Source organism: Psychrobacter pacificensis, assembly GCF_018336615.1.
Lineage (GTDB): Bacteria > Pseudomonadota > Gammaproteobacteria > Pseudomonadales > Moraxellaceae > Psychrobacter > Psychrobacter pacificensis.
On sequence record NZ_CP048752.1, the window covers coordinates 1,316,679 to 1,342,242 of the forward strand.

Consider the following 25,564-nt stretch of genomic DNA (forward strand, 5'->3'; position numbering starts at 1 on the left):
TAATTAAATTATTTAGGTTTATTATGTGAATCAACATCTAAGCTATCTAGCTCAGACCTATATTCTTCAATTACAGACTCCGCTGTATCTATAAAAACAGTCAAGTTTTGAATACGTTCCTCTATGTTTTCGATTTTATCTGTTTCTGCTGTCTCATCATCATAAAAGTTGCTTAGGTAAGATTCTGGGGAGTTGTAGTCTTTGATAGACTCTATAAGCTTTACAATTTCATCATTTTTCTCAGCAGTATCATTAAGATACTCTAAAACACAGTGTGACATAACTATCTTTGATGATTTGTCGATGGCTAACAGTTTGTCCTGCCATTCCGTTTCGCTAATCCCAAGTGTATCTGCACTATCATAGGGGTTGAAGAATGAACTAATAGGTATGATGGACTGAGTACCTATCTTTTCTAAAGCATTTATAAGAGTCTGGTTTTTCTTAAATAAACTATCCTCGTCAGCTAAATGGTATCTTAATCGCCAAAAATCTAAGATTAAATCTTTAATTTCAACCTGAATGCTTTTTTTATTCTCCAAATCTTCGCAAGATTTTTCCTTGTAAAAGAGTTCTGTTAAATAATGGAGCATCCATCTTTCTAAGGTGTTAGTAGAGTTTTCCAGTTCATATTCTTTTATGAGGGTTTTGCCTAACTGTTCTAGGGACTTAGTATCCATACAATTCGCCATCCTTAGTGATTAAATAGACCTTCTTACTATCAGGGATATATCCTAACTCTTTATAATACTTTTCATCTTTTCCATATCTCGAATGAAGTCTATGCTTAACTGAAAGTGATACTATTAAGTTCATGTCTAACACTTTAAGTAGATTGATAAGGAAGTTTTTAGAAATCAGCATTTTAGTACCGCTGGAATGTTCTTCATTACGGGAGAGTAGACGACCCCAGTAAGACGTTCTAATAACTTCATTACCATGTTCATCACACCAAGTCTTACCAAGTGAGTCGCAGGTTAGATTCATAAAATCTATAATACTGTTAGTAGGCTTTAGATTTCTATACTCAATAGATGCTGACCAAGGGTCTTTTTCAAAAATGGTACTATCAAAATATTCAGCTTCTGACAGAAGTGGCATTAATTTAAACTCACCATTATCGATATTAAAGCCATCGTCTTGTTTTGGTAAACAGTAATCACTAGGGTCTATGTAAGATTTCAGAGAACGTAATAAAGCAAAAGATGTCTTCGGAGCTACTAAGCTTGCACGCATATAGAAGCTTTTTTCTTTTCTAGAATACACTTCTGTCCAACCACCCCATATGGGTAACCAGGCATTATCAAAATTAAAATGTTCATTAAAGTCGCTCGATGAGACACTGTACTCCCAGCTTGGACTATTCTGTTCAATATCCTCATGCCACTCTGATGTTTGTTTAGGCGTAGGGTCTCTATAGTCTGATAGCCAAGCACCATCTAGCAAAGAAAAATCATATTTTGATAGCCAAGAAGAAAAGGTGTCCCAGTCTTGTTGAACTAAAGGCTTTTTATCCAATAGTAGATCTGTAGCAATCATAAGTGAATGATAGTTTCTATAAAAATCTAAGTCTTCTACTTCTGGTGCTGAGCCATGACTATGATTTGTGGCTTGCCAATCGTATATTGAGAATGAGTACCTAGTATCTTTTAACTTATTTAGACTATTGAATACATTATCTTTGCTAAGCGATACTTCGTAATAGGCATGTTTAGCATATAAACCGAAATATCTGCCAAGAGGATCGATCCAATAAGGCCCAAAATCAATACCAAATGAATCTACTTCAGATTTATCTATATCCTGATATTCATCTAAATTAACATCTTCCTTAGCTATAACTTCAAACCTTGAAAATCCAATCGACTCATATATTTCTATTTCATTCGGTGTCAAGTGAATAAGACCATGTCTATATAGGCTTAAAAGAATTTTAGCTGAATATAGACGTATTAATATATGAGGTTGTTGGGAATTGGTATTAGATTTAAAGAAGTCAGTATAGGGCGCTATTGCGCTGGCATGTTCGTTAGAGACTCTCAGAAAAGCTGCGAGCAACCATTGAAGAGCGGTATAACCGTAGTAAAGAAAGCGGTTATCTATAAAAGCTTTATTGGCCTCTATATCTATCTGGCTTACTAAAGCGTTTAATATAGGTGTTTGTTGGAGTTCACCAAGCACTTTAACCGCGTGAGTATTCTGCCAACGGGTATAAAGAAACGGTGATGCTAATCCTGAAATAAGATATCCTGCATAGGCTTCTTCAATAGTATCTGGCGGTGTTAGGTAGGTATTCCATTCACCATCCGATATATCGTCCGATAAATCTTTTTCTAATAACGTCAAACCATATTGTAATATATCTTTCGAATCTTCAGGATCGATGATTTTACTAATCATACTCACCATATTAAATAGTTGATCACTATTTAACAGTTCAGCACTTTCTGAACGCCCTAATAAGACCTGTCTGAGCAACTCACTTTCTGGAAGATTAGAGATTGAACTCATTAAGGCAATTAACTGTAAGTCACCGTAACGAAGACTTATATAAAGTTCTAATGCATGCCTGCGACAGTATATTTTAAACTGTTCGGCAAAGCATTCTCTTACAGCATGACGTTGCTTCCATTTGTTAGGTATTGTTTTTAAGATAAAGCTCAGTGTGTATAATCCGATTTTTGGATCATTTAAAAGTGATGTTATATAGTCATAGATGAATGCATTGGATAGTCTTTTATGTAGCTCACTATAGTATTCTTCATCTAATGAACCATATTTTTTAGTACTCAAATATCTATCTTGGGCTGACTGATAATCGTATTTGCTATCTAGTTGATCATGGATAAAAAATTCATCCCAGTCTATATTCTCGACTGTGGAACTAAAATCATCATTGGAATTACTTGGCTTTAATTCATCAGGCTCGTAAGTTTCGAAAAACCGCTGTATTTCTGCTATCTCTAGCCCATAATCATCGTATAGCTTTTTAAGTAACGCTCTATTGCTTTCAGATGGATTAGGTATAATCTGATATTGGTAAACTATAAGAATCAAAGCTCTTTGAAAATTACTGTCTAACGTATCGAATTGAATACTTTCTAGTATCTCTTTTAAATAAGAGCCTGTTTCAAAGCAAAGTATGGAAAGAAGTGCTAAAGGTGAGATAAGTTTGTGTTGTAATAGCTTTTTTCCAATTGTATTGATGACTAGTTCGGATTCTCCAAATTGTCTATCACGCCATCTGCTCGCGATAGCTAAAGCTGAATTAGGATGTATATCAGCTAGTGATTTAACCGTTGCATCCCAGTTAAAATGATCTTCATATATATATTTATAAGTAAGTTCAGCACAACGAGAAAATCTATAAGCTAATTCGGGTTGTTCACTATAAACGAGTCCATTTGTATTTGAGGCATGATAAATTAAAGCCTCCCAGCGAGAAAGGTTTTCGTCGCCAATATTGCTACTGACTTCGATAGCTTTAATAAAATATGATTCAGCCTGCTTGGGATCCAACGGTAATATAGCTCTTGTAACTTGTACAATATCATCCAGTATTTCATTAGCATTAACTTCAGATGTAATTGCTCTGTTGAAATTCTGCTGACTAAACTCGTAAGCGAAGTCTTCAAGTTCAAAATGTTGACAGCATATTTTTGTAAACTCATTAAGGGTTCTAGGAAGTAATCTAATTTCTCTAACATTTATATATTCAAATAAATATTGGGTCAACTGCTTTATGTTCTGTTTGTTAGCAATAATAATTTTAAACCATGCCCAAGCAATATCTTCTACCATACTACGATTAAAGCGATATTCATCTACTTTAGGTAGGTTTAAATCATTTAAAACGATATTAAGCGACTCTTCAATATTTGAAATTGTTGATGTAGATACCAGGCTATCGGCTAGTAAATTATACCAAGGAATTAATTTTTCAATATTATATTTAATTTCATTAAAATCAGATGAACTATTAGATTGTTTGATTTTTGCTTCAGTGTCTTCGTTAATAATGTCATCTATTGTTAAATCGCTAGCTTGCCACTTAGCTGATAATGCATAGGCAAGCATATATATTGATTTTTCATAGTGACTACGAGTATCTTCAAGTTCATAAGGGAGTCTAGTTGGCATATAACGAGATAATACATCTGAGGCAGTTATGTTATTACAGACTCCAGACCTATAACAGGCAAGTAGATAGTTCGTTATGGTATTCAAACTTATAGGTTTAATACCATCTTCCAATTTAATTAAAACACCGTTGCGACTTATAATCTTGAAAGATCTTGATAAATACTGCTTAGGAATACCATAGTTTTGTTTTACGGCTTCGTTCACTATACCTAATGTGAAATAAATGTTATTGCTGGCATGTTCTAACATAGACTTTAAATCTGATAGTCTATTATGTGCTAGAAATTCTTGAGCTACGTAAGTTGCCACAATATAGGTTAAAGACTTTGGCTTCCATCTATTTAGCCAAGCTAAGCTTTTTTCAGGACCATGTATATTAAAATGAGCAATAAATAGTCTTGAAATATCTTTTTCGTCAAATCCTCTCTGATACCTTTCATCTACGGGTTGTTTAAGCCAACTATGAAGCCAGTCTTCAGCTACTCTAAGTTTACTTCTAGCCTCACTTAATAAATTTGGCTTATATGAGAGCAGCTGTGCTTCGCAAGCAAATTTCGCACCTTCCCATTTATCCTCTAAAGTAAAAATATTATTCGCTATTAATTCTTGTAACTGGTTATCATCAAAAAAAACTGTGGCTAAGTCCAAATTATCTGCTATTAAAACATTCTGTCTGGTTTGAGCGGCACTTTCACCTCCAGCCATTAATGACAGTTTAGCAACATCAACTAATCTATTAAGCTTAATGCCTGCTTTGATTGCAAATTGAAGCCGTTGTACTTCAATTTGTCTTCTCTCTAGTGAGGAGGTCTCAGGGAGGAGTTTAGAGTTTAAGACAGCATCAAAAAGATCTTCATATTCTTCAGCCTCAAGCATTAGCTGTGGTAAAACTGAGGCGACATAATGTGAGTCGCTAACCAAAGGTTTGAGTGTAGTGATATAAGCTCTAAGTTGTAGACTGTCTTTAGGGTGATAATTGTCTCTAAACCAAGTTTCTGTTGGTTCATCAATAAATTGGATATAGTCATCCAGTAACCGAATAGGATGTCCGCCAATATCTGCGATAAAGCTTCTGATTTGTTCCTCAGGGACCTGTGATATTTTTGCGAGTACCTCGACAGGTAATAAAGGTCTAAGAATCGCAATTGACTCACATAGCTTGTCTATTTTGGTGCTCTCACTAAAGTTATTCTCTTTAATATTATTGATAGCTGCTTCTAATAAATCACTTATAGTATCTTCGATGCTTTTAGGGTTTGTACCGAAAAAGCGTAGAGTTTCCGTTAAACTTTGACCTTTAGCCAAAGCGATGTTTTGAATACGTGGATTTTGAGATGTTAACCTGTGGAATTCTGATACATCTTCAGGCAACACTTGATCATAGTATTTTTCTAAATGCTGTTTAGTCTCTTCAAGAGTAAAGGGATTTAAATTAAGAATTCTAACTGCTGAAGGTGCATCAAGTAAGGTTAATCTGTAGGGTCTACAGAAACTAATTAACTTAACATTATCAGGAAAAGATTCTTTGATTAAGTCTTTAATGAAAGACCTTGCTTCCCCAAACTCTTCAGCTGCCATTTGGGCGTTATCGGCAGCATCAACGACAATTGAAATTATTGCATTAGAATTAACATGTTTAATCTTTTGTGACGCTTGATCAACCCGTGATAAGAATGCTTTGATATAGTCAGAGTTTGTAGCAGAAGAAGTTGGAATTAAAGGGTAACATAGCCCTCGCGCAGCTAGTTCATTAGCTATTTGAACCAAAGCTGTCCTGTGAGTATGTCTTAAAGTTGAGGTGTTTCTATAAGATCCATCCCCAAAACAATCGTAAACAATAGAGATTGAATCTTCAGGTAGGTATTCATGAATGTGAGAAGCAAAGATAGTTTTGCCAACACCACCTTCTGCTTGAATTATAAAAACATTGAAATTATCATCAATAATCTGGCTAGTAAGTTGTTGCTCTTGCTCACGTTGAATAGGGTTCTCAACTATCTTAATTAGATTTTTCACTGGAAATAGAGCGTCTTCATTCGTATTAAGCGCTCTTAAAACGTCGATTTTATTAATAGAGCTGCTATTTTGACTTTCGCTTAACGCCTTTCTCGTGATTAGCTCTTTTAAACTAATAGGGGAGTGTGCGTCAGAACCAGCGAGATAAGTTGCGGTTTCTGAGGTAAGAATATTACGTTGTTCCCAGTAATCGTCAGCAGTGATATCAAAAGTTATTAATTTACAAAAGTCAGAGAGGTTGTGACCGTTTAAGCCTGTATATAGCTCAAGCTTTCTCTGATTAGTCAGATTAGTAGAGTGCCCTAAAGCTACTTGTTTGATACTCTCATGAAAGCCTTCATTGATAGATCTGTTCGATACGAATATAAACTTGAGCTTAGCTTGGGCTGATTCTTTACCAATAACCTCAATAAGAGCTTTGTAGCGGTCGCTGAAACCTTTTATCGTATTTCTTAGTTTACTTGGGTCAAAAGGAGTTTCCTTACTTTTCGTCGTATGCTTTAGCTGATAATATTTTATGCTATCAGCTGTCGCAAAACTTTCTCCGCCATAATATTCAGCGACGTCAACCACATATTCTCCATCAGAAACATGCTGGTCACCTAGCTCAACAGAAGAGACTCCTTCTATCGTTATTAGCTTTAATTTGGAATCGGACTGTAGCAGTAATAAAGCTCTTCTTGATGCCCATAAATAGTGAAACTGGTCACCATCACGGCTTGTTCTGACTAAATCAGTTGACGACATTTTAAAGAACTCTTTTTGGGATTTTAGTAGGTTAGTAATATTTACTGATTATTTCAGCTTGTGTCAAGCCAGCATGCTTACAATAGAAAGACTCTATTGAATTTGAAGCGTCTCTTAGTTGCCGCTGTGACACTTGGATATATTGTAGGGTAACATCATCGGTTGATTTAGCTTCACGGTGATTGAGCAAGCGTTTAAGGACTGGATAGCTGATGCTTGAGTTATTAGCTACCGTTCCAAAAGTGCGGCGCAAATCATGTGGTGTAATATACAAGTTTGTTTGATTACTTATGGCCTTATAACTACGGCTTAAATCTTTTATATGGTCATCGCTAGCTTTCAAGTTGCTCGGGAATACCCATTGCTTGCCAGCGCTTAATCTGAATCTTTCTTCAAGCAGAGCTTGTAAGATATCACTAGTAGGCATATGATAATTAGAACCATTTTTTGTAGCTTTGAATACTATCCTGCCAGCTATAAGGTCGACGTCAGACCACTTTAAGGGCTGCGCTTCATTTAAACGCACACCAGTGAACATAAAAAGTAGCATGATATCTCGTGCATTATTGCTATGGGGCGCTTGCAGGTGTGAGCTTCTATCAACATAATTTAAAAGTGTTTTGAGATACATACCTAAATATTCTTCTTCAACATGTTTAGTACGCGGCTTAATTATATTCCAATCTTTCTTGGCGTTAAGTATGCGTACTGGTTGCTCTTTAATTAAAAAGTCTTCGTTATCATCTAAAAAGCTATCACGACAATAATTCCAAACTGACCTTAGAGCTCTCATAGTTGCGTTAGCCTGAGCTTTACTATGCTTGCTTATCTCTTTATGCTTATCACTTATCATTGACTTAGATATATCATTTAAAGATATATCTAGCCAATCATCTAGCTTGTTTAGTATTTGACCATCATAAGTGTCAATAGTGCCTTTAGCTAAGCTAGTCTTTGCTGATTTAAAGTAGGTATATGCATCTCTCAGTGTTGGTACATTATTGGTCTTATCTTTCGGCTCTTCCAAGACCTCATGAAGCCCGTCATAAACATGCAGACCTTTTTTTATATTAGCCATCATTATGCTGGCTTTTTCACGTGCTTCGGTTAGCGTAATCAAGTGCGTTTCTTCCACTTCATCTCTATATAGCTTTCCGTTAATACGCTTATGTAATGTATAACGTTTGGATTGTTTGCCCACACGTAGCGCAAAACCAGTTAACACATCGTCCATATAGATTTCAGTACCTTTAGCGGTATAGTCTACTGAATCTATAAATTTTTTGGTAAGTTTAACCTTCATATATCACCCATGCAGCAGTATATAACCATAGTGTTAGTAGTATCATACTTTAATTACTATAAGGGTCAAAGTATCAAGATAGTATCAAAAAACCAACTAAGTCCATGCGTTCGCATAAATTTTAGACAATAAAAAACCCTTACAAGTCAATGACTGTAAGGGTTTGAATATGGTGGGCCCAGTAGGACTTGAACCTACGACCAAAGGATTATGAGTCCTCTGCTCTAACCAACTGAGCTATGGGCCCTAACGTTAGACGCACAATGATACCTGATTTTTTGAATTTTTCAAGTAAAAGATAGCAAGTAACCAATAAATTTTTAATCGGTTTAAAAGCGGATTAAAAGCCACTACCAGCCAAAGTCAGGCTACGCCCCCCATCGATTGTGATAATTTCACCTGTGACATAATGCGCCTGTACCAAGTACAGTACACTATGAGCAATCTCCTCAGGTTTGCCGATTCTTTGCATAGGGATTGAGTCGATAATATTGGTTTGTTGTACTTCATCCATGGCTTGGTCGCCATTGGGGTCGGGTAAGATATTGACGCCAGGTGCAACACCATTGACGCGTATGTCTGGTGCCAGCTCTAACGCTAGCGACTGAACCATCATTCGATGCGCAGCCTTTGCCATGTTATAGACCGTATAATTGTTAAACGGTCTATCATGCGCGTGAATATCCAATAAGCTGATAATACAGCCTTGCTGATGTTTGAGATAGGGCACTAGCGCTTGGCTCAATAGTAAAGGCGCCTTGGCATTGGTTAGAAGTAATTCATCCCACTGGGTATAATCAATGTTACCAAGCGGGCTTGGGTAGAACCGTGACGCATTATGTACCAGTACATCTAGCTGTCCAAAGGCTTCTATGATATTTTTAACAAAATCCTCTAACGCTGCACCATGATTGACTACTGCCAAATCCGCAACAATAACCACTGCGCTATTAGCACGGCTTTTGTTAAGTTGGTCAGCTAAGCTATTAGCTTCTTTTTCGCTACGATGACAATGAATAATGACACGGTAGCCTTGAGTGTGCGCTGCTCTGATAATTGCCGCACCGATGCGCTTAGCGCTACCGGTTACCAGCATCACCGGAGGTTGGATGTCAGTATTCTTTGATAGCAGAGTGTTAGGTTCTTGGTTCATAGTGACAATGTTTTTTAAAATGTTTTTTAAAATGTTTTTTAAAATGTTTTTTAAAATGTTTTTTAAAATGCTTTTTAATAGGTGTCATGCGCTTGTAAGTGTTCAATTCTGCTTTGACGTAAGGCTGCTCCGATGGCTGGCCCTTTAAGATCTGGTGCAATATCTGTCATACCGATTGCATGAAAGCTATTTAGTGCTAGCATCATCTGACGGTGCTGTGTTGCCAGCCGTAAGACGTGACTGCACACAAGGAGCTGTGACAGCTTATCTGGCTCTTTATGAGCACCACAAGCTTGTATAAGGTCAATCTTTTTGGCAGCGCTCAGACTGTTTATCATGCTCAGCGTTTCGGCTTGCTGAGCGAATAGGGTAGCGAACTGCGTATGCGCTTTGGGTACTTTAGCTTTATTACCGATATCATTGATATTTTTTATAGCCGTTGATAGGTGAGAGTTAGACTCCGCGTTTTCACTATGAAATAGTGACGGGGTCAGGCTGACCATTAACAGTGCCCAACGCTGTGGCAAGTTTAGGCGCATTTGGCCTGCAAAATATAATGCTGTCTGAACCGTCTCTCTTATATGCGTATTATTCCAAGCCCCATGTAATGGCGCAAAATACTCGGTAAGTGCACCGATATCAAACAATTGCTGCCAGTATACTTGCGGTGATAGTTGCATCGTTGCACGGCTTGACTCTTGCCAGATACGCTCCGCACTCAAATGAGCAAGCTCTCCTGAGTTGACTAGTTGACGCATTAGGGTCAAGGTGTCTTCCGCAATGGTAAAACCCAAATTATAATAACGCCCGTAAAATCGAGCCGTCCTCAGCACTCGTAATGGGTCTTCGCTAAAAGCGTCAGATACATGACGTAACGTTTTGTTCTCTAAATCTTGTAACCCACCGTAATAGTCAATGACTTCGCCACTGATGGGGGTGTCATCAGCGAGACTAGTGACCTCTATAGCCATCGCATTGATGGTCAGATCACGGCGCTGCAAATCCTCTTTTAAACTAACATTAGGACTGGCATGTACGCTAAAGCCCTTATACCCTGAGCCTTGCTTGCGCTCTGTACGTGCAAGGGCATATTCTTCGTGAGTGGTGGGATGCAAAAACACAGGAAAGTCGGCACCTACCTGCTGAAACCCTGCATCAAGCATCTCCGAGACAGTTGCACCAACGACGACGAAGTCTTTATCTTTGACAGGTTGTTGTAATAGTTGATCTCGAACCGCACCACCCACAAGATAAATTTGCATAAAAGCCTCTTCTTATTGAACCGATATCAGCGGCCCAATCGCAATAAATCAAAAAACCGCCCATGCGTGATGTGCATTGGCCGGTTTTAGTATAGCAAAAAGGCCCTGCCAATGGATGACAGAGCCCTTTTGAATCACATAATCATACGAAGTAGGACGTCTGATTATTTTTCGCTTTCTAAATCTTGTGCTTCAGTCACAGTCAATGCCGTCATATTAACGATACCGCGAGCAGTCGCTGATGGCGTCAAGATATGCACTGGCTTATTCGTACCTAACAAGATAGGTCCAATAGACGCACTACTGGTTGCCGTTTTAAGTAAATTAAAGGCAATATTTGAGGCGTCAAGCGTTGGCAAGATCAGCAAGTTCGCAGCGCCTTTTAGTGGGCTTGATGGCATATCGTTTAGGCGGATATGTTCATTCAGTGCGGCATCTCCTTGCATTTCGCCTTCAAAATCAAAGTCGACATTCATGTCAGTTAGTAGCTCATGAACCTTGCGCATTTTGACCGCGCTGGCAAGATTTGAAGCGCCAAAGTTTGAATGAGAGACTAATGCAACACGTGGCGTGATACCAAAACGGCGGATTTGATCGGCAGCCAGAACGGTCATTTCAGCCAACTGTTCAGCGGTTGGATCTTCATGCACGTACGTATCAGCGATAAAGATGTTGCGATCTTGCATCAATACGGCATTCATCGAATAAAAATCATTGATGCCTTCTTTTTTGCCAATGACGCTTTCGACATACTTTAGGTGCATCTGGTAGTCACTAAAGGTACCACAAACCATACCGTCAGCATCACCGTTGTCAACCAATAAAGAACCAATCAACGTGGTTTTACGGCGAACATCACGACGAGCAAGCTCGATACTCACGCCGCGGCGCTTGTTTTTTTCGTAGTAGCCCTGCCAGTAGTCTTTGTAGCGAGGATCATCATCTTGGTTGACGATTGTGATGTTTTCGCCATCTTTTAGACGTAAGCCCAACTTATTGATGTGATCGTTGATGACTGCTGGACGACCAACCAAGATTGGCTGAGCCAAGCCTTCATCGACGACCACTTGTACGGCCAATAAGATATTATTGTCTTCGCCTTCACAGTATACGATACGCTTTGGCGCAGACTTAGCGCGTGCAAAGATAGGCTTCATAACAAACGCAGAGTTGTAGACAAACTCAGACAGACGCTGACGATATGCCTTCATGTCTTCGATTGGCAGTGTCGCTACGCCTGAGTCCATTGCCGCTTTGGCAACCGCAGAGGCAATCTCGATGATTAGGTTTGGCTCTAGAGGGCCAGGGATTAGGTAGTCACGACCGAAGCTTTTCATCGTCTCGATGTTTCTGACGTTGGTCGTAGGGGTTGCTTCGACGTGTGCCATGGCAGCGATGGCTTTTACGCAAGCGACTTTCATCTCTTCGTTGACGGTTGTCGCACCAACGTCCAATGCACCCCGGAAGATGTATGGGAAACATAGTGCGTTGTTTACTTGGTTTGGATAATCTGAGCGACCAGTTGCCATGATGACGTCTGGACGTACCGCATGTGCCAATTCTGGCATGATTTCAGGTGTTGGGTTGGCAAGTGCAAAGACGATAGGATCTTTTGCCATACGGCGAACCATATCTTCTGATAGTGTACCGGGCATTGATAGGCCTAGGAACATATCCACATCGTCCATCACTTCTTCGATAGAGGTAGCGGTTGTCTCACGAGCATAACGTTGTTTGGTTTCATCAAGGTTTTCACGACTAGTGCTGATAATGCCGCGTGAATCTGAAACAATAATGTTGTTTTTATTAACACCAAGCGCGCAAATGATGTCTAGACAAGAGATGGCGGCTGCACCTGCACCTGAACAGACAACTTTAATTTCTTCGATTTTTTTGCCAGTGATCAATAGCGCATTAAGCATCGCTGCGGCAACAATGATTGAGGTGCCATGTTGATCATCATGGAAAACAGGAATGTTCATACGCTCACGTAATACGCGCTCAATTTTGAAACATTCTGGTGCTTTGATATCTTCTAAGTTGATACCACCAAAGGTAGGCTCAAGAGAAGCAACAGCTTCGATGAACTTATCTGGATCATTTTGGTCAATTTCAATATCAAAAACGTCGATACCTGCAAACTTTTTGAATAGAACGCCTTTACCTTCCATCACTGGTTTTGATGCCAATGGACCGATATTACCCAGACCTAGTACGGCAGTACCGTTAGTGATGACACCAACTAAGTTGTTACGTGCCGTATATTTAGAAGCGAGCTTTGGGTCTTTTTGGATCTCAAGACACGGTACAGCCACACCTGGAGAGTAGGCGAGTGCCAGATCGCGTTGGTTAGCCAGCTGCTTAGTTGGAGTTACTGAAATTTTACCTGGGCGTGGAAACTCATGGTAATGTAAGGCAGCTTGTTCAAACTGCTCTTTTTCTGTACTGAGGTTGTCCGTATTCGAAGTGGTATCGTCATTCATAATAATTGCCATGGTTGGAATAAATTGGAATAAATTAAATGGTGATAAAAAACGTCTAACCCTCAGAAATAATTGAATGATTATAATCATCAGCAAAGGGCTTTGAACGTAAAATGACTAACGACCATCAGAATCACGGTCATTGATCAAAAATCAGGTCAAAAAAGCAATCTAGCAAAAATAGTCATTCTACCATTATTGGCGATTCGCTGCCTAGTCGACAGTATGGAAGCGTGCGAATAATATAATAAAATGATATTCGTTATTTAGCTGGTTGATAATGCCAAAAAACACCGACCAATATCAACCTTAATTTGATAATATATTCAAAATATTACAGTATACATCCATATTAAGATGAGCAGCTAATGGGCATTTGCGGTACGTTCGGCGCCGGTGTACTCGTATCGAGATCAGTCGCGATATCTTGGACGTGATAAGGATTAGTTAGCAGGCGATAGACACGATCGACTTCTTCAAACTGACCTTGCTCTGCGGCAGTAATGGCACGCTGCGCCATACTATTACGAAGGACATAGACAGGATTAGTTGTCTGCATACCGTTAACTACCTGCTCAAGTGACAGCTGCTCGATCTGTGCCAGATAACGTGTTGACCAGTCTTGCCATACTTGCTGCGCATCACCGCTTAATTCGGTGGTCATGGTAACCAGTAGCTTTTGCTCATAAGGATGATCTGCTGGTGCGACCAAACCGAGTAGGGCGCGGAAACTATTGGTATAGTCGAGCAAATTGTCTTCTAATAGTGTCAACCATTCAAAGGCCAAGCTGAGGTTTTCTCTTTGATGCGGTAGGCCAAGCTTGCGGCACAGACCTTGCTGATAATGCTGCATAAAGGTTGCTTCATAAGGCGCTAAACACTCAGCGAGCGTCTCACGAGTAACGCCTTCTAGGCGCATAAAGTGTGGCAGCCAAACGTTTAGGTTCCAATGCCCGATAGCAGGTTGATTCTGATAAGCGTAGCGACCCGTATGGTCTGAGTGATTGTTAATCCATGCAGGATTGAAGCGCTCCATAAAGCCAAACGGCCCAAAGTCCAAAGTACTGCCTGTGATAGATAAGTTATCTGTGTTCATCACACCGTGAGCAAAGCCAATCAATTGCCAATCAGCAATCATACGGGCCGTACGTTCAACCACTGCGGTCAAGAAAGCTAAGACAGGCGTTTCGCTATCGCGGCACTCTGGATAGTAAGTGTCAATCATATAGTCGGTAAACTCACCGAGTAAGTCAGGTGCAAAGCTGGCAATCCATTCGACATGACCAAGGCGAATATGGCTATCAGCGACACGCATCAATGCCGCACCCGCTTCGATACGCTCACGGCGCACTCTCGTATCAGAGACAACAAACCCCAAGGCATTGGAAGAGGGGATGCCAAGCTGCGTCAATGCGTGACCGCATAAGTACTCTCGAATCGTACTACGTAAGACCGCACGTCCGTCACCCATGCGTGAGTAGGGCGTCAGGCCAGCCCCTTTGAGGTGCAAGTCTTGTGGTTGTCCGTTGCTATCGAGCACTTGCGCCATCAGCAAACCGCGTCCGTCACCCAGTTGCCCAGCCCATTGTCCGAACTGATGACCTGCATATGCCATTGCCAATGGTTTAAAGTCAGATGGCACATATTGGCCACCCAATATCTCAACCCAATTGGTCATCAGATCTTCATTGTCTGCCCAACCTAATTGCTGTGCGACTTGGGTATTGAAGTGTCCAGCACGTGGAGCGTCCAGTGGTGTGGGCGGCTGCTCATGATAAAGGCGCGTGTCGAGATTGACATAAGTATTTTGATAACGCATACAGGCCGTTTCCATTAAAATATAAAAGTGAGAATGTCACTATAACATAGCACTCATATGGCATCGTTGCACTCTGTCCATCTCTTGTAATATCTAACCAAAAAATAAAACTAGCTACTTTGGGTGAGCTGAGTTTAGTGAATTATAGTCGAACCACTATTAAAGTGTTACAGCGTTAGACTCGTTTAGCCTACTACTGTAGTACTTGCACTCGTCTGCCTTGTACCACTTTTAGTATTGATTGACTATAGTTGGTTACTGTCTCTAGGTTGGAGGTTGCAACGATTGAGCCTATATATTTCATCATTTACTACGAGGATAAGGTTATTAAAAGTAGAGGTAGTGACATAAACCATAAATTATAAATTATAAACAAAAAAATCCCCCTATCTAGGGCAGATAGAGGGAAGGAGAAACCTGACAATTACGATAGCTTATAAAAACCAGTTAGGCGGCTTTTTTGCTGATACCAATAGAGCGAAAAGCATTCTTTAAGTTATTATTATGCTCAAGAATTTTTTGTTCAATCTTAGCATAATCATGCTTGAGCTTATCATCAGCCTCGTGCAAGCGATCAGCGAACTCTGTCTTTTTAAGTTCAATTGTTTTTGCTTTTAGCGCTTGCCACTCTTCAACTGTCTGCGTAAAGGCATCATATTCAAACTTAATGCGATCTTGGAAGCTCTTCATCGCATGAGGTAAGTCAATACCGCCACCAGTCGCGGTATCGATTTTCTGCTGAGCTGCTTTAAATTGCATTTGAACTTCGGCATGCTTGATGGTCGTATCATCGACCGTGCGCAGATCAGAGGTCAACCCAAGTTTTGATAAGCCAGCAATCAACCATTTTGTTGGATCATATTGCCACCATTTCACGCCATTACGATAATCATACTGGAAGAAATGATGATAGTTATGATAACCCTCGCCCCACGTAAAGATAGCTAAGAAAAAGTTATCACGAGCACTATTAGTATCCGTATAAGGACGTGTACCAAACATATGACATAGCGAATTGATGAAGAAGGTGAAGTGATGAGTCAATACCAAGCGCAGCAAACCTGCCAACACAAGCGTGCCCCAAACATCACCCAACAACCAACCAATAGCCGCGACCAAACCAACGTTGGTGGCTAGTACCCATAGGCCATAATATTTATGCTGTATCTGTAGGACTTTGTCTTTGGTCAAGTCAGGAATGTTTTTGTAGTCAAAGTTGCCGCTAGGATAGTTGCGTAGCATCCAGCCGATATGGCTGAACCAGAACCCACGTTTTGCTGAGTACGGATCGTCCATCACATCATCGACATGACGATGATGAACACGGTGACCTGAAACCCAGTCAAATGCAGACCCTTGTACCGCTAGGGTAGCTCCTAGCAATAAAAAGTTTTTGACGATTGGATGCGCTTTGTAAGCACGGTGCGCCAACAGGCGATGATAACCAGCGGTGATACTAATGCCAGTCCATACCATAAAGGCACCAAATACACCCCAGACAGGGGCGCTTACATCATGAGTAAACAAATACCATGGTGTAATGATAGCAGCAGCAATCGGCGTCGTTACCAAAAAAGTCGCTGGAATCCAGTTGATTGGCGCTTTTGTAAATTCAAACTCACGCATATCAATGCTTTGCTCTTTTGTCAGAACATCCGTTTGCTCAGAAGCGTTAGCGTAGTTGCGTTTTGCCGTAGGCTGCTCGTCAAGAGCCATTTGCGCTTTCTTTTCATCAAAACGAGTCTTGAAACGCGTGACTTGAGTGCTGGCGTTCTTTACAAAGGTATCGCCAGATTTGATAGCGAAACGTAAGCCTTTAAGCGGTAAGCCAAGTGCTTTTTTTGCAATCATATAATATCCTTAACGGTATTAATTTAAGTCCCCATAGTACCTGAAAAATCATATAAAGTGAACACTTATACACTATAAAAATATTGCTAAATAACAATAACTTGTATGAATTATAGACTGTATGAGTCAAAAATGCCGATAACTTGTCAGGCATTAAGGGGAAGTGTAAGTAACGCTATAGATATGTAGGGACTGTAAGGGTGAAAAAAGAGATTTATCTAAAAGTGAAAAAATATAGATAGACAGTTCAAGGTAATAATAAATGACGTGGAAAGTCAGTAATAATCACGTCGGTATTCCAGCTTATAAGCTGTTCAATCGTATGGACATCATTGACCGTCCAAGCGCTTACAGGCAACCCATAACGGTGACTGTGTTTGATAACGTCTTGGGTCAAAAGCGGATAATGAATACCTAACTGAATACAACCAAGCTGCAAAGCGGTGTTTGTCGCTTTTGCCAAGGCAGTTGGCGTGCGAATCAATAATCCTCGCGGTATGCGAGATAATAGTTTGTGGCGTTGCAACCGATTATGCAGCTCCACATCAAAGCTGGTCAGCACCACTGGTAAGCTGGCAAGCGGTGTATCGATAAGCTCTTGCGCCAGTGCATTGATCAATACTGCATAATTGGTTCGATTGTGTGTTTTAATCTCAAGCTCAATCACCCTAAATCCTCTCAGTACAGGCGCTATATTGGCTAAAGTCATGATTGGCTGCCCGAATTGTAAGCGGCACTGAATCTCTGTGAGCCCGAGCTGATCAATACGCGACTGTTGACCGCACATACGCTCCAAATCATCGTCATGGAACACAATCAAGTGACCATCGGCATTCAGTTGAATATCAAATTCAACCCCTGCCAAGCCTTGTGAGGTTAGATTTTGAGAATACTTAAAACCTGAAAAGGTATTCTCTAAACTCTCTCCGCGAGCGCCACGATGACCTAATAAACGCGTGTTTTTGAAATTTACCATATCACATGACTACTGACTGATTTTACGACTCATCATATATTGTCATGACATCAACGTCTAATAGAATTTATGGCGTGAACCAATGCACTTTGCGTCTGATGTTTCTCTAGTATTTGTTATGTTTTTGCAACCAAACGCAGGTTTTACCCATAATGAGGGGCGCTATTTGTATATCCATGGGCTACACTAATGACCATTTCAACCAAACACCGTATAATGATGTGGTTTTCAAATCTATCACAGACCGTTAATGACACCATTGTTTTATAAGTCTGCCATGCAGTTTGAGTGTTAAATATTGTCCATCAGTGGCGGTAAGAACCAGTAAATTGGGAGTGAAGTAAATATGAGCGTAGCAAATATAAGTTTGAGCAAGTGGCATAAAGTGGCTGGAATCGGAATAGTATGTGGTTTGGCGCTTGCAGGCTGTGATCGCTCAGAGAAAGAAGATACTGCCGATACGGCAGAGATGACGGAACAAGAGCCAGTAGCGACCGAAAGTGCCGTCGCTCCTGCTATCAATTGTGATGACCCGATGGTACAAGACCGTCTCAAATCTGCTTTAAAAAATACACTCAACCAACAGGCACAAGCGTTGGCTGCTAATTATGCCAATGATGCCGAGATTAGTCTAGAAAGCGGCGTTGTCACTGAAAAAATCAATGGCGTGGTTATCGATGTACAAAACGCTGCCATACTACAAAAAGCCAATGACAATGGTATGACAACGTGCCAAGCAAGTGTCAGCATGACATTGCCAAGTGAAGACTTGTATCAAGCCAGTCAAGTGCAAGCGGCTAACAATCAGCCAAGCCTGCAATCTCGTTTGGCGCAAGACAATATCCGTATCAATAACAACATGCTCGTTGATGACGCCTTTACTTACGTTGTCGGTACTCAAGGCGGGCAAGTGCGCACGCGTATTGCTGGACAGCCAGCGTTGATTACTGTGGTTTCAGATGTGATGGCAGGCTCTGTGTTGAAATCTGCGATGGATGAGGAGCGTGCTGAGCGCCGTGCAGCAGCCCAAAGCAGAAACAATAATACTCAAGCAGCACCCGCTCGTCAGCAGCCTAGAACCATCACGCCAGTTGAGCCAATTCGTCCTACTGAACCTGCGACGCCGCCAACCATCAATAAACCGACCAGCAACCAAAACAGCTCGACAGAAAACAATCAAGCAGCGGCTACTACTGAGACCAAAAAACCAGTAACGCCAGCGACGCCAAAATCAGTGCCGAAAGATGAAACCATCGATATGGTCATCATTGAAGATGATAGCGCCACTTACTAATTTGCAATTTTATGAGTAGTTAGCAACTGGTAGTCGATAGATATTGCTAAGTAATAAAAACCCCGTAACATGAGTGCTGCGGGTTTTTTTATAATCGAAAAATCAACCTATAGTTAAGTCTAAATAAAAACGATACAGGATAATAAATTCATTTGATTAAACGCTATTTTTCTTGCTTACTGTGACTACGTCTCCAGAGGCTGCGAAAAATAGCGTTTAATCTTATTGTATCGATTTTATAGTGAACCGACTATAGTTCAGAGAATGCTAGCAAGATTAGGTTTAATTCACTAGCGATTGTCAGCGAAGTTTTGCAAGACTTGACTGTCCCATAGTACTTCAGAGACTTGTTCGGGATCTGTACAAAAGCGCGCAGCGACAAACAACCAATCAGATAAACGATTGATAAAGCTGATGGCAGTGCGGCGTATGGCTGCTGGGCGCTGCTCCTGCAATAACACAGCTTGGCGCTCAGCTCGGCGACACACACTACGTGCGACATGCAACTGGCTCACCAGTACAGAGCCTGTGGGTAAAATAAAGTCTTTTAGTGGTGGCAGCGTGGTATTCATCATATCGATTTGTTGCTCTAGCCACTCGATATGGGTGGCATTGACGCCCTCATATTCTGGCATGGCAAGCTCACCGCCGATATTGAACAATAGATGCTGAATAATAACTAAGGCTTGAGAAAAATCCTTACTAATCGATTGGCCTTTGTTTCTTTGTAGTTGAGCACGCACCAGTCCGATATGTGAGTTGAGCTCGTCGATATCACCCATGACACTGAACAGATTGTCAGCTTTACTGAGTCGACTGCCATCAGCCATACCCGTGCTGCCATCATCTCCAGTACGCGTGTATATTTTGCTTAATCGATTGCCCATCTTTATATCCTTAACGGTTTTTATGATTGAATGGTGGTAGTTGCCTGCTCATTGTAGTATTTTACGCCTGTTTTCGCTAAGATAATGGGTTACGTTAAAATTATAATCATATCATCGGTACGGCTTGCTTACTTGCTGCGGCTGATATTTTCAATTTATTTATTTTATTTATGCTAAAAGGCTCTTTTATTATGACCACACCACTTGCAGATGCGATGTCTCAACTTGCTATTTATGACTCACTGACTGGCGGCAAGCGTCCGTTTGAACCGCTCAAAGCAGGGAAGGTGGGTATGTATGTGTGTGGTATGACCGTCTATGACTATTGTCATATCGGGCACGCTCGAATGATGATTGGATTTGATATGGTGGTACGTTGGCTCACCCAATTGGGTTATGACGTCAATTACGTGCGTAATATCACTGATATCGATGACAAAATCATTGCGCGCGCCGCTGAAAATGGCGAAGAGATTGGGGCGTTGACCCAGCGCTTTATTACAGCGATGCACGAGGATTTTGCAGCCCTTGGCTGCTTGGCACCTGATGCTGAGCCGCGCGCGACTGATCATATCGATGATATGCAGCAAATGATTGAGACGCTGGTCACAGGTGACTATGCGTATGCAGGCGACAATGGCGATGTCTACTATGCTGTTGATAGTTTTGCGAATTATGGCAAATTGTCTAAGCGCAATCTTGATGAGATGCAGGCAGGTTCACGTGTCGATGTCGAAAACGATAAGCGCAACCCATTTGACTTTGTGCTTTGGAAAGCGGCGAAACCTGATGAGCCGCAATGGGCGTCACCTTGGGGGCAGGGGCGTCCGGGTTGGCATATTGAATGCTCGGCCATGTCGACCAAGTGCTTGGGCAATACCTTTGATATTCATGGCGGCGGTCACGACTTGCAGTTCCCGCATCATGAGAATGAAATTGCCCAGTCTGAGGCAGCGACGGGTTGCGAGTACGCGCGTAACTGGATGCACGTCGGGTTTATCAATGTTGACGGCGAAAAAATGTCCAAGTCGTTGGCTAATTTCTCAACCATTCGCGATGTTATAGCAAAATACTTGCCTGAAACGGTGCGTTTTTTCTTATTATCTAGCCATTATCGTAGCCAAGTTAATTTCTCTGATAGCGCATTAGATGAAGCCCATAATAGCCTAAGCAGACTGTATAATGCGTTAAAACTGGCTGAACAGCAAAAAGGGCAAACAATCGTAATCGATGACAACTTGACGAGCGAAGCTTATCGTACGGCTGCTGGACAAGATTTTATTAAAGCCATGAATGATGACTTCAATAGCTCAACAGCGATTAGTGTTTTATTTGGTCTGGCACGCGACATCAATAAAGCCATCAAAGCTGAAGAAGTCGAGACAGCATGGCAGTTGGCACAGCAATTAAAAGCACTGGCGCAGGTGTTGAATATCTTACAACAACCTGTGCAGCAGTTTTTGCAAGCGGTGATTGGTGATAAAGCAGAAGATGGTTTGACTGATGCGGCTATTGAAGGGTTAATCGTCGAGCGTGCAGATGCCAAAACCAACAAAAACTTTGCGCGTGCTGATGAAATACGCGAACAGCTAAAAGAGGCTGGTATTGAGCTTGAAGACAGCCGCGCTGGTACAACATGGCGCCGCGCATAGATATATAGACGCTGTGCATCAGATTACATACGCATGCTAATAAATTAAGTCAGCTCACGCTGGCTTTTTTTTGCAGAGTGCATTAGGTTAAAGCATACTGAATGCACTTTTTTATATCCATTCCTTTTATATCCGTTCCTTTTGTAGACCAGTGGCTTTGAAAATATGAATACTCTCAAAAATAGTAATGCTGATGATCGTGGCATAGCAATGGATATTGACGGTGGTCACCGCCGCGATGTAGAGCGTAATAATATCCGCTGCAATGCACTGCAGGTAGTTTTAGGGTTTCTTATTATAGCCATCAGCGCTATCTATATACCTGCCAGTGCGGCAAATGAGGAAGGCCGCTCACAAGTCGCTAGCAAACCTGACAATTTGGCTGAGTACGCTGTCCAACAAATAAATACAATCAAAGACGAAAATATTAGCGTCTCTGGTATTACCGAAGAGATATTTGATCCCACTGAGCGTAGCGCAGTACAGCAAGCAGGGACGTTGCAAGGTGATGTGGGACTGACAGGGGAGTATAGCGAGAATTACTACTTACTCAACAAGCTCAATGTCGGGTTACCACCATTAGCTGAGCCACCAAATTTGGCGACGCCGCTTGCGACTTTGGGGTTTTTTCAATCTGCGGTGATGAAGCAGCAGTATGATTTGGCCGCTTATGCACTCAATATGAATCTGATTGATGAGAAAAACCAGCGTACCCGTTCGCTTGATTTGACCAAGCAGCTTGATTTTTTACTATCTGAAAAAGAGCTATACGTATTTGATGATATGCCCGATCGTCCTGATGGTCTGATTGAACCACCATTGGGTAACGATAGTAGTGTCATGGGTATCCCTAGACGCTCTATCCAGCTGGGTTATATCGAGTACCGAGAACGTCGTGTTCCTGTTTACTTGGAGCGGGTAAGGGTAGGTGATCAGGCGCCAGTTTGGATGTTCTCTGCGCAGACAGTGGGTAATATTGAAAATCTTTATAAACAATATCATCCATCGGAGTTTGAGCGTTATCTACCTACTTGGTTAAAATTCCAGTTTTTTGGTATTGCCTTATGGGAGTTTTCAGCGCTCATCCTGTTTTTCTTATTTACCATGGGCGTAGGTTGGATACTAAGTAAAAGCACGGAAAAACTCATCAGCCGTTATGTTGATAATGAAAAATACAACATCTCTGCTGGCAGTGCCAATGGCGTGGCAGATTTGGCCAATAAGCTAACCGTGCCTTTGACCTTTACCATCAGTTTTTCGCTCGTTTTTACCTTAGTTTCTGGTGGTTTTCCTTATCTAGATGCAGTGGCTTCATCAACCCGTCCGCTGATTTGGACGGGGTTGGTATTTAGTGCGATGTGGCTAGGCATTCGTACTATTAATTTTTTTGCCAATCGTTACCAAGACATGCAGATTGAAAACCTAGGAGAAGAGCATTTTGATAAAGTGCGCCGTCGTCGCACTTATGTGTCGATATTCCGCCGCGTTTTCATTTTTGTCATGATATTGGGTAGTATCTGGATAGGACTGAGTGAGTTTGCCAACATGGAAGGTCTTGGCAAAACCTTACTGACTTCAGCTGGTATTGCTGGCGTGGTTATTGGTATCGCCGCTCAGCCTATATTGGGTAACATCATTGCTGGGGTGCAGGTGGCAGTGACGCAGCCTGTACGGATTGGCGATAGCGTGATAATGGATGGTAATTTCAGCACTGTGGAAGACTTGCGTTACACTTATGCGGTACTCAAAACATGGGATGAGCGTCGATTAATTGTGCCGATGCGCCAGTTGATCACTGAAAGGGTAGAGAACTGGTCACATACAGAAGTGCATCAAACCTGTCCTGTGTTTTTATACATTGATTATGGTGCAGATATAGAGGCCATTCGCCAGCAGTTTGTCTCAGTAACTAAAGATAATGAGCTTTGGGACAATGAAACTGAGCCCGAAATATTTGTTGTTAAAGTGACAGAAAACACCATTCAGCTGCGCGGTGCTGTTTCAGCAGTAGGTCCCATAGAAGCATGGACGCTTGCTTGCGAAGTGCGTGAGCAGATGCTTGGCTACTTGCATCAGCAGCAAAACAAGTATTTGCCGACAGAGCGTTTTACGTTAACAGAAAGTCTGTAACGTTCAAGGAGAGCTATTCGCTATAAAAAAGCGCCATTAAACATATAGTGCATGATTATCATCGACAAAGACGTATTTGTGTAAAATAATCTGATAAATATAGTATGTCAGAGAGGTGCTTATTTGTTATAATGTGGCGTTATTTTTATAGGATAACTGAGTGGTTAGCCATGAGTCAGCACTGTGTATGCAGTTGCAATGATTGATATGCCTAACTCTGAGCTCCTACCCATCAAAATAACCACCACTAGGGGTCTGTATGTTGCGAATTGTCGATGAAGCCTTAACCTTTGATGACGTTTTATTATTGCCAGCCTATTCTGAAGTTCTGCCAAAAACTGCCGATCTGTCTACCCGTTTGACCAAAAACATCACACTAAACCTTCCGCTGATCTCTGCGGCTATGGATACCGTCACTGAGTCTGAGATGGCCATTACCATGGCACAGCTTGGTGGTATGGGTATCTTGCATAAGAGCATGGACATCGAAAAGCAGGCCACACAAGTACGCCGCGTCAAAAAGTTTGAAGCGGGTACGGTTGTTGACCCAATCACCGTACATCCAGAGATGACGATTGGTGAATTGCTACGCTTGACACAAGACAATAATATCTCAGGCGTACCTGTGGTCGAAAAGGGTACAGACAACGTAGTAGGTATCGTGACTCACAGAGATTGGCGTTTTGAGACCAACTTGTCATTGCCAGTTAGTCAGATCATGACACCAAAAGAGCAGCTGGTCACCGTACATGAAGGTGAGAGCAACGAGAATATCAAAAGATTGCTACATGAGCATCGCATCGAAAAAGTCATCGTTATCGACGACAACTTCCGCTTACGTGGTTTAATTACGGTCAATGATTTTGCCAAAGCCGAAAACAATCCAAATGCGTGTAAAGACGAGAAAGGTCGTCTGCGTGTTGGTGCAGCGGTTGGTACAGGTGCAGACACGCAAGCACGCGTCGAAGCATTAATCGCTGCTGATGTTGATGTGATCGTAGTGGATACGGCGCATGGTCACTCAAAAGGCGTAATTGAAAAAGTCTCTTGGATCAAGAAAAACTATCCGCATGTTCAAGTTATCGGTGGCAACATCGCAACAGGCGAAGCGGCACTTGCACTACGTGATGCTGGCGCTGATGCGGTAAAAGTCGGTATCGGCCCTGGATCTATCTGTACCACGCGTATCATTGCCGGTATTGGTGTACCACAAATATCAGCTATTGATAATGTTGCTAGCGCATTAAAAGACAGCATCCCATTAATCGCTGATGGCGGTATCCGCTACTCAGGTGATATGGCAAAAGCGATTGCGGCTGGTGCATCGTGCATTATGGTAGGCTCACTAATGGCTGGTACGGAAGAGGCACCAGGTGAAGTTGAGCTGTTCCAAGGCCGTTATTACAAAGCTTACCGCGGTATGGGTAGTCTGGGTGCAATGTCTGGATCAAACGGCTCATCGGATCGTTATTTCCAAGATGCCAAAGATGGCGTAGAGAAGCTCGTACCAGAAGGTATTGAAGGCCGCGTTCCTTATAAAGGACCTGTCGCTGGTATTGTCAACCAATTGGTTGGTGGCTTACGCTCATCAATGGGCTATACAGGCTCTGCGACTATCGAAGATATGCGCACCAACCCACAGTTTATCAAAGTCACATCAGCAGGCATGAAAGAGTCGCATGTTCATGATGTACAGATCACGAAAGAAGCGCCGAACTACCGTGTAAACTAATCGGTATTTTATAGCTCTGCACTGTTTGAGAACTGGCCCAGTTGCAGAGCTGTAGTGACGTTAAGATACAAACAGCCAACAATGCTTTGTTATTGTTGGCTGTTTTTTTTGTAGAA

14 protein-coding genes and 1 tRNA gene are annotated in these 25,564 nt (G+C 41.6%); 4 read left to right on the top strand and 11 right to left on the bottom strand.

Features of this window, described 5'->3' with window-relative positions; genetic code table 11:
- Positions 1 to 8 precede the first annotated feature (8 nt).
- The 10 genes from GYK50_RS05675 to GYK50_RS05720 all read right to left on the bottom strand — a co-directional run bounded on the left by GYK50_RS05675 (position 9) and on the right by GYK50_RS05720 (position 17,753).
- Positions 9 to 680: a hypothetical protein gene (locus GYK50_RS05675; RefSeq protein WP_212564429.1), complete on the bottom strand. Its 672-nt coding sequence runs from the start codon at positions 678 to 680 to the stop codon at positions 9 to 11.
- Positions 670 to 6,906: a P-loop domain-containing protein gene (locus tag GYK50_RS05680; protein WP_212564430.1), complete on the bottom strand. Its 6,237-nt coding sequence runs from the start codon at positions 6,904 to 6,906 to the stop codon at positions 670 to 672. Before GYK50_RS05680 ends, GYK50_RS05675 begins: the two co-directional genes overlap by 11 nt.
- A 31-nt stretch (positions 6,907 to 6,937) precedes the next feature.
- Entirely contained in the window at positions 6,938 to 8,209 is a 1,272-nt protein-coding gene (locus GYK50_RS05685) for a tyrosine-type recombinase/integrase (RefSeq protein ID WP_212564431.1), read from the bottom strand.
- A gap of 170 nt (positions 8,210 to 8,379) precedes the next feature.
- A tRNA-Ile gene (locus tag GYK50_RS05690) sits at positions 8,380 to 8,456 on the bottom strand.
- A 93-nt stretch (positions 8,457 to 8,549) separates the two neighbouring features.
- A complete protein-coding gene (locus GYK50_RS05695) occupies positions 8,550 to 9,362 on the bottom strand; it encodes a pteridine reductase (RefSeq protein ID WP_212564432.1) in 813 nt (270 codons plus the stop codon).
- Positions 9,363 to 9,436: 74 nt separating this feature from the next.
- A complete protein-coding gene (locus tag GYK50_RS05700) occupies positions 9,437 to 10,624 on the bottom strand; it encodes a tRNA nucleotidyltransferase/poly(A) polymerase-related protein (RefSeq protein WP_212564433.1) in 1,188 nt (395 codons plus the stop codon).
- A gap of 164 nt (positions 10,625 to 10,788) precedes the next feature.
- Positions 10,789 to 13,107, bottom strand: coding sequence for an NADP-dependent malic enzyme (locus GYK50_RS05705; RefSeq protein ID WP_058023952.1), 2,319 nt, complete (start codon positions 13,105 to 13,107; stop codon positions 10,789 to 10,791).
- A 352-nt stretch (positions 13,108 to 13,459) separates the two neighbouring features.
- The gene (locus GYK50_RS05710; protein WP_212564434.1) at positions 13,460 to 14,926 is read right to left on the bottom strand and encodes a protein adenylyltransferase SelO; all 1,467 of its coding nucleotides are present in this window, start codon (positions 14,924 to 14,926) and stop codon (positions 13,460 to 13,462) included.
- Positions 14,927 to 15,373: 447 nt separating this feature from the next.
- Positions 15,374 to 16,552, bottom strand: coding sequence for an acyl-CoA desaturase (locus GYK50_RS05715; protein WP_212564508.1), 1,179 nt, complete (start codon positions 16,550 to 16,552; stop codon positions 15,374 to 15,376).
- A gap of 472 nt (positions 16,553 to 17,024) precedes the next feature.
- Positions 17,025 to 17,753 (bottom strand): glycerophosphodiester phosphodiesterase, encoded by a 729-nt coding sequence (locus tag GYK50_RS05720; RefSeq protein ID WP_071001734.1) that lies wholly within the window; start codon positions 17,751 to 17,753, stop codon positions 17,025 to 17,027.
- Positions 17,754 to 18,099: 346 nt separating this feature from the next.
- On the opposite strand from GYK50_RS05720, the gene GYK50_RS05725 reads away from it, so the two are divergent.
- Complete coding sequence (locus tag GYK50_RS05725) at positions 18,100 to 19,047, top strand: hypothetical protein (RefSeq protein ID WP_071001733.1); 948 nt, start codon at positions 18,100 to 18,102, stop codon at positions 19,045 to 19,047.
- 290 nt (positions 19,048 to 19,337) lie between these two features.
- On the opposite strand, the gene GYK50_RS05730 is transcribed toward GYK50_RS05725, so the two are convergent.
- On the bottom strand, positions 19,338 to 19,934 hold the full coding sequence (locus tag GYK50_RS05730; RefSeq protein ID WP_212564435.1) for a cob(I)yrinic acid a,c-diamide adenosyltransferase: 597 nt from the start codon (positions 19,932 to 19,934) through the stop codon (positions 19,338 to 19,340).
- Positions 19,935 to 20,125: 191 nt separating this feature from the next.
- Here GYK50_RS05730 and cysS point away from each other — a divergent pair, with 191 nt between their 5' ends.
- The 3 genes from cysS to guaB all read left to right on the top strand — a co-directional run bounded on the left by cysS (position 20,126) and on the right by guaB (position 25,448).
- Positions 20,126 to 21,586, top strand: a complete 1,461-nt coding sequence (cysS, locus tag GYK50_RS05735; RefSeq protein ID WP_212564436.1) for a cysteine--tRNA ligase — start codon at positions 20,126 to 20,128, stop codon at positions 21,584 to 21,586.
- Positions 21,587 to 21,751: 165 nt separating this feature from the next.
- Positions 21,752 to 23,716, top strand: a complete 1,965-nt coding sequence (locus tag GYK50_RS05740) for a mechanosensitive ion channel family protein (protein ID WP_340050164.1) — start codon at positions 21,752 to 21,754, stop codon at positions 23,714 to 23,716.
- A 259-nt stretch (positions 23,717 to 23,975) separates the two neighbouring features.
- On the top strand, positions 23,976 to 25,448 hold the full coding sequence (guaB, locus tag GYK50_RS05745) for an IMP dehydrogenase (RefSeq protein ID WP_212564437.1): 1,473 nt from the start codon (positions 23,976 to 23,978) through the stop codon (positions 25,446 to 25,448).
- Positions 25,449 to 25,564: the final 116 nt, after the last annotated feature.

Coding starts and splice junctions, on each gene's coding strand:
- GYK50_RS05675 (WP_212564429.1), bottom strand. CDS start 680: ATGGATACTAAGTCCCTAGAACAGTTAGGCAAAACCCTCATAAAAGAA.
- GYK50_RS05680 (WP_212564430.1), bottom strand. CDS start 6,906: ATGTCGTCAACTGATTTAGTCAGAACAAGCCGTGATGGTGACCAGTTT.
- GYK50_RS05685 (WP_212564431.1), bottom strand. CDS start 8,209: ATGAAGGTTAAACTTACCAAAAAATTTATAGATTCAGTAGACTATACC.
- GYK50_RS05695 (WP_212564432.1), bottom strand. CDS start 9,362: ATGAACCAAGAACCTAACACTCTGCTATCAAAGAATACTGACATCCAA.
- GYK50_RS05700 (WP_212564433.1), bottom strand. CDS start 10,624: ATGCAAATTTATCTTGTGGGTGGTGCGGTTCGAGATCAACTATTACAA.
- GYK50_RS05705 (WP_058023952.1), bottom strand. CDS start 13,107: ATGAATGACGATACCACTTCGAATACGGACAACCTCAGTACAGAAAAA.
- GYK50_RS05710 (WP_212564434.1), bottom strand. CDS start 14,926: ATGCGTTATCAAAATACTTATGTCAATCTCGACACGCGCCTTTATCAT.
- GYK50_RS05715 (WP_212564508.1), bottom strand. CDS start 16,552: ATGCGTGAGTTTGAATTTACAAAAGCGCCAATCAACTGGATTCCAGCG.
- GYK50_RS05720 (WP_071001734.1), bottom strand. CDS start 17,753: ATGGTAAATTTCAAAAACACGCGTTTATTAGGTCATCGTGGCGCTCGC.
- GYK50_RS05725 (WP_071001733.1), top strand. CDS start 18,100: ATGAGCGTAGCAAATATAAGTTTGAGCAAGTGGCATAAAGTGGCTGGA.
- GYK50_RS05730 (WP_212564435.1), bottom strand. CDS start 19,934: ATGGGCAATCGATTAAGCAAAATATACACGCGTACTGGAGATGATGGC.
- cysS (WP_212564436.1), top strand. CDS start 20,126: ATGACCACACCACTTGCAGATGCGATGTCTCAACTTGCTATTTATGAC.
- GYK50_RS05740 (WP_340050164.1), top strand. CDS start 21,752: ATGAATACTCTCAAAAATAGTAATGCTGATGATCGTGGCATAGCAATG.
- guaB (WP_212564437.1), top strand. CDS start 23,976: ATGTTGCGAATTGTCGATGAAGCCTTAACCTTTGATGACGTTTTATTA.